Below are 17,865 nucleotides of genomic sequence, written 5' to 3'. Positions count from 1 at the left end.
CAGCGCCGCTGGTTCCGCCTGCCAAGGAGTACCTACCGATGCCCCTCCACCACAGCATCCTCGACACCATCGGCCGCACCCCGATCGTCAGGCTGAACCGCATGGCTCCCGCACACACCACGGTCTACGTGAAGGTGGAGTCCTTCAACCCCGGCGGCTCGGTGAAGGACCGCCTCGCGCTCTCCGTCGTCCTCGACGCCGAGGCGAAGGGACTCCTCAAGCCCGGCGACACCATCGTCGAGTGCACCTCCGGGAACGTCGGCATCGCCCTGGCCATGGTGGCCGCGGCCCGGGGCTACCGGTTCGTGGCCGTGATGGGCGACACGTACTCGGCGGAACGGCGCAAGCTGATCCGCGCCTACGGCGGCAAGGTGCTCCTCTTCCCCGGCCGCCTCGGCAGCAGCGGCGGCAACCGGATCGCGGACGAACTCGCCGCCAAACACGGCTGGTTCCGTGCCAACCAGTTCGACAACCCCGCCAACCCCGCCTACCACCGCGAGACCACCGCCTCGGAGATCCTGGGCGACTTCGCGGGCAAGCGGCTCGACTACTTCGTCACCGGGTTCGGCACCAGCGGCACCCTCACCGGCGTCGGGCAGATGCTGAAGACGGCCCGCCCCGAGGTCCGGATCGTGGCCGCCGAACCGGACAACGCCGCCGTCCTCGCCGGACAGGAATGGAACGTCCACCGGATCCAGGGCTGGGCCCCGAACTTCGTCCCGGGCGTGCTCGACGCGAGCGTCATCGACCAGCTGGTGACCGTCGACGAGGTGGAAGGGCGCGACACGGCGCGCCGGCTCGCCGCCGAGGAGGGCATCTTCACGGGCATCTCGGCCGGTGCCACCCTGGCGACCGCGCTGCGCGTCGCCGGGACCGCCCCGGCCGGCTCCGTACTCCTCGCCATGCTCCCGGACACCGGCGAGCGCTACCTCTCCACGTTCCTGATGGAGGGGATGGTCGAGGGCTCGGACGACGAGTGGCTCGCCTCCCTGGAGACGGACGAGGGCGCGGCCTGACCGGGCGGGCGGATCGGCCCCACGGCCGCCCACACCACCGCCTCGCCGTGCACACCGACACCTCGCGGCCCAGCACCACCTCGCGGCACACCGTCTCCACGCGGCACACATCACTGGCAGGAACCAGACCCATGAGGGAATTCATCCCCCCCGCGGCCCGTTTCATCGACCTCCCCACCCCCTTCACCATGCGGCACGGCGGAAACCTGACCGGCGCGCGCATCGCGTACGAAACCGTCGGACGGCTGACCCCGGAACGCGACAACGCGGTCCTGATCCTCACCGGGCTCTCTCCCGACGCCCACGCGGCCTCCCACCCGGCGGACACCGACCCCGGCTGGTGGGAGGCGATGGTGGGGCCCGGAAAGCCCGTCGACACCGATCGCTGGTACGTGATCTGCATGAACTCGCTCGGCAGTTGCAAGGGCTCGACCGGCCCCGCGTCACCCGACCCCACCACCGGCGAACCGTACGGGCCCCACTTCCCGGACCTGTCGATGGAGGACATCGCCGACGCCGCCGCCCACGCGGTACGAGCCCTGGGCGTCGACCGGCCGGCGTGCGTGATCGGCACGTCCATGGGCGGCATGAGCGCACTGTCCCTGCTGGCCCGTCACCCCGGTCTGGCCCGCGCCCACATCAACATCTGCGGTGCGGCGAGCGCCCTGCCGTTCTCGATAGCGATCCGCTCCTTGCAACGCGAGGCGATCAGGTGTGACCCACACTGGAACGAGGGGCGGTACGACCAGGCCGCCTATCCGCAGCGCGGCATGTTCACCGCGCGCAAGCTCGGCATGATGACGTACCGGTCCGCCCTGGAATGGGACGGCCGTTTCGGCCGCGCGCGCATCGCGCCGCAGAACCACGGGGACGGCGGCAGCCCCTCCGGCGGCGATCCGATCGGCGGTGACCCCTCCGGCGGTGACCCGTTCGGCCATGAATTCCAGGTGGAGGACTACCTGGAGCGGCACGCACGCCGCTTCGCCCGCCGCTTCGACCCCAACAGCTACCTCTACCTCAGCCGCTGCATGGACCGGTTCGACCTCGGCGAGTCCTGCGGGGGCACCACCGATGAGGCCCTAGCCCGCATCCGGCTGGAAAAGGCGCTGGTCATCGGCGTGGAGACCGACATCCTGTTCCCGCTGCGCCAGCAGCGGCAGATCGCCGACGGCCTCGCCGCCGGCGGCACGGACGTCGAGTTCCTGGCCATGGACTCACCGGAAGGACATGACGCCTTCCTGATCGACACCGCCCGTTTCGGAGCGCCCGTGGCGAAGTTCCTGACCACGCTCTAGCCGAACGGTCCTCCACGCCCCGCCCGCCCCGCTCTCCTCCCCCTCCCGACCCTCTTCTCGTGCCCTGGAGTCCGCATGCCCGACCCTTCCTCCAAAATCGCCCTCGTCACCGGCGCCAACCGGGGCATCGGCTTCGAGACCGCACGTCAACTCGCCTCCGGCGGCGTCCGCGTGCTCCTCGCGGGCCGCGACCGCGCGGCGGTCACCGAGGCCGCGGAGAAGCTGCGGGCCGACGGCCGCGCCGCCGACCCCCTCGTGCTCGACGTCACGGACCCCGCGAGCGTCCGGGCCGCCGCGGCGGAGGTCGACCGCCGCCACGGCCGCCTCGACATCCTCGTCAACAACGCCGGCATCCGGACCGAGGAGTACGGGAAGCTGCCGTCCGAGCAGCCGATGCGGCAGTGGCGCGAGACCTTCGACACGAACCTCTTCGGCGTCGTCGAGGTGACCACGGCCCTCCTCCCCCTCATCCGCCGGTCCGCGGCCGGTCGCGTCGTCAACGTCTCCAGCCTGCTCGGCTCGCTGACCACGCACAGCGACCCGCGGTCGTACGCGTACACCCCCATGTTCAAGTCCCTCCCGGCCTACAGCGCCTCCAAGAGCGCGGTCAACTCCTTCACCGTCCACCTCGCCTACGAACTGCGCGGTACGCCGGTCAAGGTGAACGCCGTGCACCCGGGCTACACCAAGACCGGGATGAACGAAGGCGCGGGCGACCTCGACGTCACGGAAGGCGCCCGGACGAGCGTGGCCATGGCCCTGCTCGGCGACGACGGCCCGACCGGCTCCTACACCCACGGCGGCGAAACCGTCCCGTGGTAGGCGCCCCGGCCCCTCCCCCGTCCCCCACCCCGTATTGGAGTCACCCGATGGGCAACCATCTGGCCCTGGTCACCGACGAGACCAGCCTCGTCATCGACTACGACATGCCGTTGCTGCTCGACGCCTGCCTGGCCGCCGGCATCAGGGCCGAGATATGTTCCTGGCGCGACCCGGACATCGAATGGGACCGCTTCGACGCCGTCCTGCTCCGTTCCCCCTGGAGTTACGTGGAGAGCCTCGGGGAGTTCGTGGAGTGGTGCGAGTACGTCACCGACGTGACGTACCTGTTCAACCCGCTCCCGGTGGTGCGGTGGAACCTCGACAAGCACTACCTCGCCGACCTGGCGGAGGCGGGCGTTCCCGTCGTCCCGAGCGGCTTCGTGGCCCCCGGCACCGACCCGGAGGCCGCCCTGCGCACCTTCCTCGACCGGCACGCGCGGGCCCGCGAGATCGTGGTCAAGCCGACCGTCGGCGCCTACTCCCGCGACGTGCAGCGCTTCTCCCGCTCGTCTGAGGTCGAGGCCGCCGCGTACGTCGCCAAGCTGCTCGACCAAGGCTCCCACGTCATCCTGCAGCCCTACCTGGACTCCATCGACCGCCACGGCGAGACCGACCTCATCCACTTCGGCGGCGTCTACAGCCACGCCATCCGCAAGCGCGCGCTGCTCCTGTCGGACGGCACGGTCGACGAACCGACGCAGGACGCCCGCACGGCGCGGGACGCCGCCGCGGACGAACGAGCCGTCGCCGCAGCCGCGTTGGACGCCGCGGCCGCCCACCTGGAGCTCCAGGAGCCGCTGCTCTACAGCCGCGTCGACCTCATCCGCGACGACGACGGACAGCCCCTGCTCCTCGAACTCGAACTCTGCGAACCCTCGCTCAGCATGCCGTTCTCGGAAACCTCCGCCACCCGGTTCGCGCAGGTCATCTCCGTACGGTTGGAACAAATCCCTCGGAAGCGAAAGAACGGACAGTCATGACCGCACAGCAGGGTTCCCCCGCCACCGCACCCGCACCCGCACCCGCCAGTACACCGGCGGTCTCCAGCGGCACCGTGTTCGCCGCGCTCGGCGTGCTCAGCTTCTCCTTCAGTTTCCCCGGAACCGTGTGGGCACTCGACGGGTTCGGGCCCTGGAGCGCCATCGGAGTGCGCGGCGTCCTGGCCGCCGTCATCGCGGTCACCGCCCTCCTCATCACCCGGGCGCCCCTGCCGGCGCGCCGGGACTGGCTCGCGCTCGCCGTCGTCGCCGGCGGGTGCGCGGTCGGCTTCCCCCTCCTCACCACGCTCGCCCTGCAAACCTCGTCCACCGCCAACTCGGCGGTCGTGATCGGCGCGCTGCCGATGGCCACGGCGGTGTTCTCGGCCGTCCTCACCCGGCGCAGCCCCTCGAAGGTCTTCTGGGCCGCCGCCGGCGTCGGGGCCGCGACCGTCATCGTGTTCACGCTCGCGCAGAACCACGGCCGGCCGACCGTCGCGGACCTCTACCTCTTCGGTGCCCTGCTGGTCTGCGCGGCGGGCTACGCCTTCGGCGGGCGCCTCTCCGCGGCGGGCATGCCGGGCTGGCGCGTCATCGCCTGGGGCGTGGTGCTCGCCGCTCCCGTCAACATCGCCGTGTCCCTGTGGGCGCTCCCGCACGAACCCGTGCACCTCACCGCGAAGGCCCTGGTCGGCATGGCCTACATCGCGGCCGTCTCGCAGTTCGGCGGATTCGTGGTCTGGTACAAGGGCATGGGCCTCATCGGCGTGGCGAGGGCGAGCCAGCTCCAGTTGGCGCAGCCGCTGCTGACCCTGGTCTGGGCGGTGCTCCTGCTCGGCGAACACATCACGCCGGCCGTCCCCCTCACGGCCGCCATCGTCCTCACCTGCATCGTGGTCACGCAACGCGCCCGAACCTCGTGACCCCGGCCACCCCGTGAACCCCCGGCGGACGCCCCGGCACCGCCGGCTTCACTCCCCCGACCCACCCCGGAAATAGCAAAACCCCCAGGTCACGGCGAGTGAGTCCTGGGGGTTCCACAGAGCCGCCTTCGGGATTCGAACCCGAGACCTACGCATTACGAGTGCGTTGCTCTGGCCAACTGAGCTAAGGCGGCACCGCTGGTTTCGACAAGAATCCCCCCGAAGAGGTGCTCTCATCAGCAGCGGCGCCAAGTCTACAGGGTTGAACGGGGTGCCCCGAACCGGGTTCTGCGGGGGCGGGCGGCGGGGGTCAGCAGCGCTTGGCCGGCGCCGGCGGGGTGCCCTCCAGGAGGTAGCGGTTGATCGCCGTGTCGACGCAGTCGCTGCCGCGCCCGTACGCCGTGTGGCCGTCGCCGTCGTAGGTCAGCAGGGTGCCCGAGTCGAGCTGTTCGGCGAGGCCCTGGGCCCACTTGTACGGGGTCGCGGGGTCACGGGTGGTGCCGACGACCACGATCGGCGCCGCGCCCTTCGCGGTCAGTCGGCCCGCCGTGCCGGTGGCCTTGACCGGCCAGTAGGCGCAGTTCAGCGAAGCCCAGGCCAGCCCCGTCCCGAAGACCGGCGAGGCCTTCTCGAAGGACGGCAGCGCCGCCTCGACCGCAGCCGGCCCGTCGAAGGCCGGAGGCTGGTCCAGGCAGTTCACGGCGGCGTTCGCGAACATCAGGTTGGCGTAGCGGCCGTCCGGCTCCCGCTCGTAGTAGCTGTCCGCCAGGCTCAGCAGGCCCGAGCCGTCGCCGCCCAACGCCGCCGTGAGCGCCTCGCGCAGTTGCGGCCACGCGCTCTCGTCGTACAGCGCCGCGATCACACCGGTCGTCGCCAGCGACTCCCCGAGCGGCCGTTTCGCGTCGCCGGTGGGCAGGGGCTGGGCGTCGACCTTGCGGAAGAACTCCTTCAGCCGCCCGGCGACCGCGTCCGGGGAGCCCTGGCCGAGCGGGCAGTCGGGGTGCTTGGCACAGTCCTTCGCGAAGGAGCGGAAGGCGGTCTCGAAGCCCGCCGTCTGGTCCCGGTTCATCTCCAGGGCGGACCGGGAGGGGTCCATCGCGCCGTCCAGGACCATCCGGCCCACCCGACCGGGGAACAGGTTCGCGTACGTCGCGCCGAGGAAGGTGCCGTAAGAGGCTCCGACGTACGTCAGCTTCTGGTCCCCCAACACCGCCCGCAGCATGTCCATGTCGCGTGCCGCGTCGACGGTCGAGACGTGCGGCAGGATGCGCCGCGAACGGGCCTCGCACCCCGCCGCGAACTCCTTGAACGCCGTCACCAGCAGCGCCTGCTCCCCCTTGTCGTCCGGCGTCTGGTCCACCTGGGTGAACTTGTCCATCGCCGGGCCGGTCAGGCACTCGACCGGGGTGCTGCGGTCCACCCCGCGCGGATCGAAGGACACCATGTCGTACTGGGCGCGCACCGCCGCCGGGTAGCCGATGCCCGCGTACGCCTGGAGGTACCCGATTCCCGAACCGCCGGGGCCGCCCGGGTTGACCACCAGCGAGCCGAGCCGCTTTCCGGGGCCCGTCGCCACCCGACGGGCCACCGCCAGATCGATCGACCGCGCCGAAGCGGGAGTTCCCGGGTCCGCGTAGTCCAAAGGGGCCTTCATCGTGGCGCACTGGAAGCCGGGCACACCGCAGTCGCGCCAGCTCAGCTTCTGCTCGTAGTACGGACGCAGCGCCGCCGGTACGGGGCCCGGCTCGGCCGGGGACGCGGAGGCCCTCGGCTCACCCAGTCCGCCGGAGGTGCACCCGGAGAGCAGCAGCCCGGCAGCTGCGATCACGGTTCCGGTGGTACGCAGCAGGCGACTGGTGTCCATGGGGCGAGCCTACGACCTGCCGGGCGCCCCGGATGGCGCAGCGGCGGGCCTCGCGGCATCCCGCGGTGGCCGACCGCCCCGCCTCCCCTGGGGAAGTGGTCCCGCCGACGCGGAAGGGCCGGACCCCTCGTACGGGTGAACACGTCAACCGGGCGGCGCGCTCGGCACGGGCGGTGCTCAGCCCGCGCGCAGCGCCATGGTCATGGCCTCCACGGCGAGGAGCGGAGCCACGTTCCGGTCGAGGGCGTCCCGGCACGCGATGATCGCCTCGATGCGCCGCAGGGTGCGCTCGGGTCCCGAGGCGCGGGCGATGCGATCCAGGTCGGCCCGTATCTCCTCGTTCGCGATGGCCAGGCCCGAGCCGAGCTGGAGGGCCAGCACATCCCGGTAGAAGCCGATGAGGTCGATCAGCGCCAGGTCGAGGCTGTCACGCTGGGTCCGGGTACGACGGCGCTTCTGCCGGTCCTCCAGCTCCTTCATCACGCCCGCCGTGCCCCGCGGCATACGGCTGCCGGCGCCCGCCCCGGCGCCGAGCGCCGCCCGCAGTTCCTCGGTCTCTTTGGTGTCGACGTCCTCCGCCACCTGTTTGGCGTCCTCGGCGGCGGTGTCGACGAGCTCCTGGGCCGCCTTCAGGCAGTCGCCCACGTCGTCCACGCGCATCGGGAGCCTGAGCACGGCGGCGCGGCGCGACCGGGCGGCTTCGTCCGTCGCCAGGCGGCGGGCCCGGCCGATGTGTCCCTGGGTGGCGCGGGCGGCGGCCGCGGCGACGGCGGGTTCGATCCCGTCGCGCCGCACCAGTACGTCGGCGACGGCGGCCACGGGCGGGGTACGCAGCGTCAGGTGCCGGCAGCGGGAGCGGATGGTGGGCAGCACGTCCTCCAAGGAGGGCGCGCACAGCAGCCACACGGTCCGTGGAGCGGGCTCCTCCACCGCCTTGAGCAGCACGTTCCCCGCGCCCTCGGTGAGTCGGTCGGCGTCCTCCAGGACGATGACCTGCCAGCGCCCGACGGCCGGCGAGAGCTGGGCCCGGCGGACCAGTGCCCGGGTCTCCTTCACACCGATGGACAGCAGGTCGGTGCGGACGACCTCCACATCGGCGTGGGTGCCGACGAGGCTGGTGTGGCAGCCCTCGCAGAAGCCGCAGCCCGGCTCTCCCCCGAGGGCGCGGTCCGGGCTGGTGCACTGCAGGGCGGCGGCGAAGGCGCGGGCGGCGGTGGACCGGCCGGAGCCGGGCGGCCCGGTGAACAGCCAGGCATGGGTCATCTTGGACGCGTCCGGCGGCGGCACTCCGTCCGAGACGGCCGTGACCAGGGCATCCGCATCACGGGCGGCGGCGGCGAGCTGCGCCTGCACACGATCCTGACCCACCAGGTCGTCCCATACGGGCATCCCGCCCACCGCCTTCCCTGTCCCTGTTTCTGTTTCTGTCCGTGCCCGTACTTGGCGCGTCCGGGCGCGACGGGCGTGTACGGCTACCCAACCGACTGCCTGTCCACAGTGTGGCGGTAGCCACCGACAATCCGGCGCCACCGCCGACCCGGGCCCTGCACCGGCGATCCGGCCCTGGCACCGCTCAGCGGCGGCGACTCAGCGGCGGCGGCGCGGGTGGTCGTCGTCCTCGTCGTCCGACCGCGGGCCGAGCAGTTCGTCGGCCAGGGTCGGCAGATCGTCCAGCGGTGTCGTCTCCGCCCAATCCGAGGGCTGCCGGCGCGGCCGACCGTGCTCGTCCAAGGCGGGGAGCTCCCGGGTGACGTCGTTCCCCGCGTCGCGGAACATGTCCGGCGGCACCCGGTCGGCCGGGCTCTCCTGCGAGTGCGGGGTGGTGGGCCGCGACGCCGACGGGGCCGCGGGAGCCGACGTACCGGACGGACCCGAGGGGGCACGGCCCGTCTTGGCAGGCCGCTCCCGGCGCGGGTCCTCGGCGTCCTGACCACGGCCCCCGGGGCGGACCGGCGGCAGGACGGAGGTCTCCGCCGCCGGGTCCACCTTCGGGACGGGAACCGTCTGGGTGACGTCGTCGGGCTGTACGACCCGCTTGACCACCGGCGTCTCGACCGTGACGGCGTCGTCCGGATCGGGCCGCCGGTACCGCGGCTGCTCCGGCTCCTTCCGCATGGACACCGCGGGAGCGGCGGGCGCCGCCGCGGGCCCCGGCTCCGCGGCCGTCCGCGCGGCGGCTTCGGCAGCCGCCGCGGCCGCCGACGCCTCCGCGAGCCGACGCGCCTCCTCGGCCCGCAGCAGCGCCTCTTCCGCCCGGCGCTGCTTCTCCAGCCGCCGTGCCTCCGCCTCGGCCCGCAGCCGGGCCTCTTCCTCCGCCTGCTTGCGCAGCCGCTCCGCCTCCACGGCCCGCGCCTTCTCCTCGGCCTCCGCTCGCAGTCGCGCGGCCTCGGCCCGGACGCGGGCTTCCTCCTCGGCGCGCAGCCGCTCCTCCTCCGCCTTACGGGCGGCCTCCGCCTCGGCCTTGATCCGGGCGGCCTCGGCCTCGCGGGCCAGGCGGGCTTCCTCCTCGGCCTTCAGCCGGGCCTCCTCCGCCTTCCGCGCCGCCTCTTCCTCTGCCCTGCGCCGGGCTTCCTCCTCGGCGAGCCGCCGGGCTTCGGCCCGGGCTGCGATCTCGGCCTCGGAGAGCGGGAGCATCCGGTCCAGCCGGTGCCGTACGACCGTGGTCACCGAGGCCGGGTCCTGGCCGGCGTCGACCACCAGGTAGCGCCCGGGGTCGGCGGCGGCCAGCGTCAGGAAGCCGGCCCGCACCCGCTCGTGGAACTCCGTCGGCTCCGACTCCAGCCGGTCCGGCGCCTCCGTGAACCGCTCCCGGGCCGTCTCCGGCGACACGTCGAGCAGCACGGTCAGGTTCGGCACCAGCCCTCCCGTGGCCCAGCGGGAGATGCGGGCGATCTCGGTCGGCGACAGGTCGCGTCCGGCGCCCTGGTACGCCACCGAGGAGTCGATGTAGCGGTCCGTGATGACCACCGCGCCGCGTTCCAGGGCGGGCCGGACCACCGTGTCCACGTGCTCCGCCCGGTCGGCGGCGTACAGCAGCGCCTCGGCGCGGTTCGACAGCCCGGCGGATGAGACGTCCAACAGGATCGAGCGGAGCCGCTTGCCGACCGGCGTGGCGCCGGGCTCGCGCGTCACGACGACCTCGTGGCCCTTGCCCCGTATCCAGTCGGCCAGCGCCTCCACCTGGGTGGACTTCCCGGCGCCGTCACCGCCCTCCAGGGCGATGAAGAACCCGGTGGTCGCCGGGGCCTGGGACGGCTCCCCGCCCCGCAGCGCCTCGCGCAGGTCACGGCGCAGCGGTACGCCGCCGCGATCGTCGGCCTTGGCCAGCACCACCGCCGCGACCGACAGCAGCAGCACACCGACCAGCATCAGGGTGAACGCGGCGCCCCCGTAGGCGAAGACCACCCGGCCGCCACCCAGCCGGTGCGTGCCTATGGCCCCGGCGAGTACGGGAGCGAGGACGGCCCCGACGGCGACGGCCACCCGCACCACGGCCTGGAGGTGCTCGGTGACCCGGGCCCGACGGAACTCCTCGGTCTCCTGGTCGAGCAGGGTGTGCCCGGTACTGGCGGCCACCCCGGCGGCCAGACCGGCCGTCAGCGACAGGAACAGCACGGTGGCCGTGTCCGGGACCAGCCCGGCCAGGAGCAGCGCGAGCCCGGTCACCGCGATGGCGAGCGCCAGCGATCGGCGCCGGGTCAGCCCCGGCAGCACCTTGCCGGACTGCGCGGCCCGGATGCCGAGACCGGTGCCGCCGACGAGGGCGAGGACCAGCAGGGCGTACGAGGAGGGGCCCCCACCGAGGTCGAAGCCGTACAGCACCGCCACGGAGGCGGCGCCGGCCACGGCCGCGGCGACGGCGGCGCAAGCCGCGACGAGCATGCCGATGGCCCCCGTCCGCCCCTTCTCGGGCCGGTCCCCCGCCTTGGGGGCGCGCAGGCCCTCCAGCGGGGACCTCGGACGCGGGGTCTTGCCATCGGGCAGCACCAGCGGCAGCAACAGGGAGACGGACGCGGCGAACAGGCCGGCGGCGACGTACGAGCCCAGCGCCGACTCGTTCTCGGCGAACCAGTCCACGCCCAGTCCGAGGGCCCGCCCTATCAGGGTCGCGGCGAGCAGGAGGGCGGCGGCGACGGGCATCGCGGCGAATCCCGTACGCAGCGTCAGGCGCCGCAGCGTGTCCAAGTGGTCGGGGAGCGGCCGTACGGTCGCACCCTCCGGCGGCGGCGCGGGCAGCAGGGCGGGAGCGGCGCTCTCCTTCGCCAGCGTCCACAGCCGCTCGGCGGCACCGGAGACGAAGACGGTGGCCAGCAGCGCGGTCACGGCCTGCCCCGGAATCCAGTCGAGCCAGAGCGGGGCGACGACGAACAGTGCTATCCGCATCCCGTCGGCGCCGACCATCGTCCAGCGGCGGTCCAGGGCGCCGCCGGAGGCGGTCAGCTTGGACAGCGGGCCGAGGAGCACGGCGCCGAAGAGCAGCGTGGCGAGGATACGGACCCCGAAGACGGCGGCGACGGCGAAGGCCGCACCGCGGTAGCCACCGCCGAAGGCTTCCTGGGAGACGGTCGCCTGGAGCGTCAGCAATACGAGCACCAGCAGGGCGAGGGCATCTCCGATGCCGCTCACGAGCTGGGCACTCCACAGCCGGCGCAACCTGGGTGTGCGCAGCAGGGCGCGCACCGCTCGCTCACGGGAGTCTGCGGCTAGGGCTTCGTCGTAGGTGGGGTCATTGGGGGCGGTCACGACCGGTGGCTGCTCGGCTCGCGTCATCCGCCCAGCCTATCCGCTACGCCAATCGACTGCCGGGGGCCTGTGGACAACCCCCCGTCGACCCCTCCGACCAGCGCCTCGTGCCCGGACCGCGCACCCGCGACGCCGAAAGACGGTCGGACCCCGACGCCGTGGCGTCGGGGTCCGACCGTGTTCCTCCGCGGGTGCGAGCGGACGCTACTCGTCCGTCGACGCCGGCGCCGTCACGGCCGCCTTCTTGGCCGGAGCCTTCTTCGCGACCGTCTTCTTCGCCGCCGCCGTCTTCGCCGCCGTCTTCTTCGCCGCGGCGGTCTTGGTCGCGACGGTCTTCGCCGCAGCGGTCTTGGTCGCCGCGGCCTTCTTCGCCGGTGCCTTCTTGGCCGGGGCCTTCTTCGCCGTCTTCTTCGCCGGCGCCTTCGCCCGCTTCTCCGCGAGCAGCTCGTAGCCCCGCTCCGGCGTGATCGTCTCGACGTCGTCGTCCCGCCGCAGCGTCGCGTTCGTCTCGCCGTCCGTCACGTACGGCCCGAACCGGCCGTCCTTGACGACCACCGGCTTCTCGCTCACCGGGTCCGTGCCCAGCTCCTTGAGCGGCGGCTTGGCCGCCGCCCGCCCCCGCTGCTTCGGCTGCGCGTAGATCGCGAGGGCCTCGTCCAGGGTGATCGAGAACAGCTGGTCCTCGGTCTCCAGCGACCGCGAGTCCGTGCCCTTCTTGAGGTACGGACCGTAGCGGCCGTTCTGCGCCGTGATCTCCACGCCCTCCGCGTCCACGCCCACGACCCGCGGGAGGGACATCAGCTTCAGCGCGTCGTCCAGCGTCACCGTGTCCAGGGACATCGACTTGAACAGCGAGGCCGTCCGCGGCTTCACCGCGTTCTTACCCGTCTTCGGCGTGCCCTCGGGCAGGATCTCCGTCACGTACGGCCCGTAGCGACCGTCCTTCGCGACGATCTGGTTCCCGCTCACCGGGTCGGCGCCCAGCTCGAACTCGCCGCTCGGCTTCGCGAACAGCTCCTCCGCGAAATCCGTCGTCAGCTCGTCGGGCGCGAGGTCGTCGGGGACGTCCGCCCGCTGGTGGCCCTCCGCGTCCTTCTCGCCGCGCTCGACGTACGGTCCGTACCGGCCGACGCGCAGCACGATCCCGTCGCCCACGGGGAACGAGGAGATCTCCCGGGCGTCGATCGCGCCGAGGTCGGTGACGAGCTCCTTGAGACCGCCGAGGTGGTCGCCGTCGGCGGGTACGACCTCCGACGCGTCCTCCGCGCCGAAGTAGAACCGCTTCAGCCACGGCACGGACTGGGCCTCGCCCCGCGCGATGCGGTCGAGGTCGTCCTCCATCTTCGCGGTGAAGTCGTAGTCGACGAGCCGCCCGAAGTGCGTCTCCAGCAGGTTGACGACGGCGAACGACAGGAAGGACGGCACGAGCGCCGTGCCCTTCTTGAAGACGTAGCCGCGGTCCAGGATCGTGCCGATGATCGACGCGTACGTCGACGGCCGCCCGATCTCCCGCTCCTCCAGCTCCTTGACCAGCGAGGCCTCGGTGTAGCGGGCCGGCGGCTTGGTCGAGTGGCCGTCCGCCGTGATCTCCTCGGCCGACAGCGCGTCGCCCTCGGCGACCTGCGGCAGCCGCTTCTCGCGGTCGTCCAGCTCCGCGTTCGGGTCGTCCGCGCCCTCGACGTACGCCTTCATGAAGCCGTGGAAGGTGATCGTCTTGCCCGAGGCGCTGAACTCGGCGTCACGGCCGTCCGAGGCCCGTCCGCCGATCTTCACGGTCACCGAGTTGCCGACCGCGTCCTTCATCTGGGAGGCGACGGTCCGCTTCCAGATCAGCTCGTACAGGCGGAACTGGTCGCCGGTCAGACCCGTCTCGGCCGGCGTGCGGAAACGATCACCCGAAGGACGAATCGCCTCGTGCGCCTCCTGGGCGTTCTTGACCTTGCCCGCGTAGGTACGCGGCTTCTCCGGCAGGTAGTCGGCCCCGTACAGCTGCGTGACCTGCGCCCGCGCCGCCGACACCGCGGTGTCGGAGAGCGTGGTGGAGTCCGTACGCATGTAGGTGATGAAGCCGTTCTCGTACAGCTTCTGCGCCACCTGCATCGTCGCCTTCGCACCGAAGCCCAGCTTGCGCGAGGCCTCCTGCTGGAGCGTCGTCGTACGGAACGGGGCGTACGGGGAGCGGCGGTACGGCTTGGACTCGACCGAGCGGACGGCGAACGACGTCTGCTCCAGCGCGGCGGCCAGGGCCCGCGCGTTCGCCTCGTCGAGGTGCAGGACCTCGCTCTTGAGCTGCCCGTTCGATCCGAAGTCACGGCCCTGGGCGACGCGCTTGCCGTCGACCGTGTTCAGGCGGGCGACCAGCGTGGAGGGGTCCGAGGAGTCACCGGCGCGGCCGGTGCCGAAGGTACCGGTCAGGTCCCAGTACTCGGCGGAACGGAAGGCGATGCGCTCGCGCTCCCGCTCGACGACGAGACGGGTGGCCACCGACTGGACGCGGCCGGCCGACAGCTTCGGCATGACCTTCTTCCACAGGACCGGCGAGACCTCGTAGCCGTAGAGGCGGTCGAGGATGCGGCGGGTCTCCTGGGCGTCGACCATGCGCTGGTTCAGTTCGCGCGGGTTGGCGACGGCGTCGCGGATCGCGTCCTTGGTGATCTCGTGGAAGACCATCCGGTGGACGGGGACCTTGGGCTTGAGGACTTCCTGCAGGTGCCACGCGATGGCTTCGCCCTCGCGGTCCTCATCGGTGGCGAGGAAGAGTTCGTCGGACTCGGCCAGCAGCTCCTTGAGCTTGCGGACCTGCGCCTTCTTGTCCGCGTTGACCACATAGATCGGCTGGAAATCGTGCTCGACGTCGACGCCGAGACGGCGGACCTCGCCGGTGTACTTGTCGGGAACCTCGGCCGCGCCGCTGGGGAGGTCGCGGATGTGCCCGACGCTCGCCTCGACGACGTACCCCGGGCCGAGGTAGCCCTTGATCGTCTTCGCCTTGGCAGGGGACTCGACGATGACGAGTCGGCGGCCGCCCTTTGCGGTCTCGCTAGTCGGGGACAACTTGGCTCTTCTCTCCGGTCGGCACTCGGTCGCGGTACGGCGACGCTGCGGAGTGTGACGGTACAACCCGCCCCCGTGTCAAACGGCACAAGCCCGCAACGGCCACTCGAACGGTAACCCGACAAGTGCGGGTTCTGCCGCCCGGATACCGCGCCGGGCCCTTGGCGATCACCGGGCCGAGTGGCCGGGGGGCCGTCTGGCCCCGCTCCACGACCCCCTCCGGACCTGCGGCGTCACGGGGTTCCCGGCCGGCTCGACGGGGCCTGTGGTCCGCTTGCGGAGAGCCTGCTCACAGGGCGTTTCCCACCGGCCCCGGAGCACCGGCCCGGAGCACCGGTCCCCGGCCCCGGCGGCGCCCCGCCCGCCAGCACCGACGGCCCGCCGACCGCCGCTCCGGCACCGGTACGAGGGCGGTCGCGCAGCGGTACAGGCCAGGTGTGACACCGATACGGCCCAGCCGGGGCGCATTCCCGAGCCCACCGGCGCGCGGCGCGAGGCACGAGCCCCCCGCCACGCTCCGCGCGGCCCCCCGGGCCTACCGCCCGGGGGCGGCGACGGGCTCCAGGAAGCCCTGCTCCACGAGCATCCGGATCGCCTCCGGAGTGCGGTCGCGCAGGACGACCGGGTCCTCCTGCATGAGCTGCGCGATCGCGTCCAGGATGCGACCGGCGCTGAGTGAGCCGTCACACACTCCGGCGAACCCCGCGCCGACCGTGTCCACCTTGGTCGCCCGCCGCATCCCGCGGTTCTGCCGCAGCACCACGTGCTCCGGGTCCTCCGCCCCGGGCGCGCCGACCTGCTCCTGGACGACCTCCTCGGCCAGCGCGAAATACCCCGCCAGCAGGGCTGCGTCATCATGCTCGCGCAGGAAGTCCTGGCGGGCGAAGTGGGCCAGGACCGTCTCGCCGAGCGGCTGCTCCACCGAGTGCGGCCACTCCTCCACGACGATCGACGGCTCGGCCGCGTCCGTGCGGCGCAGGGTGATCCAGCCGAAACCGACCGCCTTGGTCTTGCGGGCCTCGAACTCGTCCAGCCAGTCCTCGTACCGTCGCGCGTACTCGGCCGGGTCGGTGCGGTGGTCACCGGCGTCCCGCAGCCACAGCTCGGCGTACTGCGTCACGTCCTGCACGTCCCGCTGCACGATCCACGCGTCGCAGCCGGGCGGCACCCAGGCGCGGAGCCGGTCGCGCCAGTCCTCGCCCTCGACGTGCTGCCAGTTCCCGAGGAACTGCGCGTACCCGCCCGGGTTGAGGCGGGCGCCCGCCTCCCGGACCAGGGTCCGGCACAGGTCGTCGCCGCCCATCCCGCCGTCCCGGTACGTCAGCCGCGCGCCCGGGGAGATCACGAAGGGCGGGTTCGACACGATCAGGTCGTACGTGGCGTCCCCGACCGGCTCGAAGAGCGACCCCGCGAGCAGCTCGGCCTTCGGCGCCCCGGAGAGCGCCAGCGTCAGCCGGGTGAATTCCAGGGCTCTGGGGTTGACGTCGGTGGCGGTGACCCGCGTCGCGTGCTGGGCGGCGTGCAGGGCCTGGATGCCCGATCCCGTGCCCAGGTCCAGGGCCGATCCGACGGGGATGCGGACGGTGATCCCGGCCAGCGTCGTGGACGCGCCGCCGACGCCGAGCACCACCCCCTCCTCGCGACTGCCGATCCCCCCGGCCCCGCCCACGGCGCAGCCGAGGTCGGAGACGATGAACCAGTCCTCCCCGTCGGGCCCGCCGTACGGGCGCACGTCGACGGTGGCGCGGACGGTGTCCTCGCCGTCGGCGGCCTCCTCCCGGCGCAGCCAGCCGTCGGCGAGCGCCGCTTCGACGGGCAGCACGGCCCCCGCCCGCACCGAGGACACCGGCTGCTGGAGCAGGAAGAGCCGGACCAGGGTGGCGAGCGGGGCGTCGGCGTGGTCCCGGGTGGCGCGCAGGGCCGGAACCGTCTCGCTGCGGGCCAGCGCGGCGTAGGCGGGGGCGCCGAGCAGGTCGAGCAGCCCGTCGGCGGTGAAGCCGGCGGCCAGCAGGGCGGTGCGGAGCTCGGCGGCGCGGTCGGGCGAAGGAAGGCTGGTGGTACTCACCCGCCCATTGTGGCCGCTCGCTCCGACAATGCGTGTGCCGCGCGGCCGTGTTCCGGCGGCGCCACCGTCCGCAGGCCGGGGGCGGTGTCGGGTGAGGCCCCCGGGCGGGCGCCAGAGGACCGGTCGTGGCCGGGTCGTGGGCCGCGGCCACGAGGTCGTGGCCGGGTCATGGGCCGCGGCCCCGAGGTCGTAACCGGGTCGTGGACCGCGCCCCGGGACCGACGACCGGTCGTCGGCCGGCGGCGGTGGGCCGGCACGGGAGGCGAGGGCCAAGGGGGGGCGGGGGTCGCTTCCGGCCCCGGCCGCCCGTGGCGACGTACGACGGACAACCTGGGAGCGGCCGCCGGCTCGCCGACCCGGACCCGCCCCGCACGCACCCCGGCAAAGGTCCCGGCGCGGTCTCGCAGCGTCCCGGAGGGGTCCGCGGCAGTCACGGAGGGGTCCGCGGCGGTCCCCGCAACGGTCCCGCGGGGGTCCCCGGCGGGTCCCGCGGGCGCTACTTCGCCGTCGTCTGGACCTGGCAGCCCTTCTGGCCGTTCATCGCCTTGTCCAGGCCGCCCGACTTCAGCTTGTCCAGGGCCTCCTTGCCGCCCTGGGTCGCGGTCTCCAGGCCCCCGGCGACGTCCTTGAGCCCCTCGGCGAACTTCGTCTGGTCCTTGACGTCGAGGGCGTCCATCTTGACCTTCAACTCGGCGTAGCCCTTCGACGTCGACTCGAAGCCCTTCACCGCCGTGCTCTGGGTCTCCGCACCGTCCTTGACGGGCGGAACTCCCGCGCCCGACAGAGCGGTCCCCATCGCCTTGTACGCGTCGGACATGACCTGGAAGGCGGCCGAGTCGGTCTTTTGGACGTCCTCCGGCTTGCTGCTCTCCGTGGCCACCCGCTTGATGTCGACGTTGCCGGCCTCGATCTTCGAAAGCTCGGGCTGCCAGGCGTCACAGACCTTCTTGGCCCATGCGTCGGCCTTCTTGTCGCCGTCGTCCCCGCCGCACCCGGACAGCACGAGCATCAGTACCGCACCGCCGGACACCGCGGTCGCAAACTTCTTGTTCACCGGATTGGTCCCTTCGAAGGCTCTCGGCCCGGAAGATACACGCCGGCCATCG

Annotated in this window: 11 protein-coding genes and 1 tRNA gene; 5 read left to right on the top strand and 7 right to left on the bottom strand. The window is 72.7% G+C overall.

Annotation, left to right across the window (positions count from 1 at the left end):
- Window positions 1-38: 38 nt before the first annotated feature.
- The 5 genes from cysK to ACV7NM_RS17895 all read left to right on the top strand — a co-directional run bounded on the left by cysK (window position 39) and on the right by ACV7NM_RS17895 (window position 5,033).
- Complete coding sequence (gene cysK, locus ACV7NM_RS17915; protein ID WP_463411204.1) at window positions 39-1,016, top strand: cysteine synthase A; 978 nt, start codon at window positions 39-41, stop codon at window positions 1,014-1,016.
- 131 nt (window positions 1,017-1,147) lie between these two features.
- Entirely contained in the window at window positions 1,148-2,311 is a 1,164-nt protein-coding gene (metX, locus tag ACV7NM_RS17910; protein ID WP_463411203.1) for a homoserine O-acetyltransferase MetX, read from the top strand.
- A 75-nt stretch (window positions 2,312-2,386) separates the two neighbouring features.
- Window positions 2,387-3,133: an SDR family oxidoreductase gene (locus ACV7NM_RS17905; protein WP_463411202.1), complete on the top strand. Its 747-nt coding sequence runs from the start codon at window positions 2,387-2,389 to the stop codon at window positions 3,131-3,133.
- A gap of 47 nt (window positions 3,134-3,180) precedes the next feature.
- A complete protein-coding gene (locus ACV7NM_RS17900) occupies window positions 3,181-4,113 on the top strand; it encodes an ATP-grasp domain-containing protein (protein ID WP_463411201.1) in 933 nt (310 codons plus the stop codon).
- Complete coding sequence (locus ACV7NM_RS17895; RefSeq protein ID WP_463411200.1) at window positions 4,110-5,033, top strand: DMT family transporter; 924 nt, start codon at window positions 4,110-4,112, stop codon at window positions 5,031-5,033. The genes ACV7NM_RS17900 and ACV7NM_RS17895 overlap by 4 nt, the downstream gene beginning before the upstream one ends.
- 120 nt (window positions 5,034-5,153) lie before the next feature.
- Here the strand turns inward: ACV7NM_RS17895 and ACV7NM_RS17890 are convergent.
- From ACV7NM_RS17890 to ACV7NM_RS17860, 7 genes are all read right to left on the bottom strand, one after another.
- Window positions 5,154-5,227 (bottom strand) — tRNA-Thr (locus tag ACV7NM_RS17890).
- Window positions 5,228-5,343: 116 nt separating this feature from the next.
- Window positions 5,344-6,897 carry an alpha/beta hydrolase gene (locus ACV7NM_RS17885; protein ID WP_463411199.1) on the bottom strand — a complete coding sequence of 518 codons (1,554 nt, stop codon included), beginning with the start codon at window positions 6,895-6,897 and terminating at the stop codon, window positions 5,344-5,346.
- A 177-nt stretch (window positions 6,898-7,074) separates the two neighbouring features.
- Window positions 7,075-8,286: a DNA polymerase III subunit delta' gene (locus tag ACV7NM_RS17880; protein WP_463411198.1), complete on the bottom strand. Its 1,212-nt coding sequence runs from the start codon at window positions 8,284-8,286 to the stop codon at window positions 7,075-7,077.
- Between the two features lie 198 nt (window positions 8,287-8,484).
- Entirely contained in the window at window positions 8,485-11,667 is a 3,183-nt protein-coding gene (gene tmk / locus ACV7NM_RS17875; protein WP_463411197.1) for a dTMP kinase, read from the bottom strand.
- A gap of 177 nt (window positions 11,668-11,844) precedes the next feature.
- The gene (topA, locus tag ACV7NM_RS17870) at window positions 11,845-14,694 is read right to left on the bottom strand and encodes a type I DNA topoisomerase (protein WP_463411196.1); all 2,850 of its coding nucleotides are present in this window, start codon (window positions 14,692-14,694) and stop codon (window positions 11,845-11,847) included.
- Window positions 14,695-15,229: 535 nt separating this feature from the next.
- Complete coding sequence (locus ACV7NM_RS17865; RefSeq protein WP_463411195.1) at window positions 15,230-16,759, bottom strand: DUF7059 domain-containing protein; 1,530 nt, start codon at window positions 16,757-16,759, stop codon at window positions 15,230-15,232.
- Between the two features lie 496 nt (window positions 16,760-17,255).
- Complete coding sequence (locus ACV7NM_RS17860) at window positions 17,256-17,813, bottom strand: small secreted protein (protein WP_463411194.1); 558 nt, start codon at window positions 17,811-17,813, stop codon at window positions 17,256-17,258.
- Window positions 17,814-17,865 lie beyond the last annotated feature (52 nt).

This window comes from Streptomyces sp. Tek67B01 (assembly GCF_055231995.1).
Note: the sequence above shows the minus strand (reverse complement) of the source record. Positions and strands in the feature narration are given on the sequence as shown.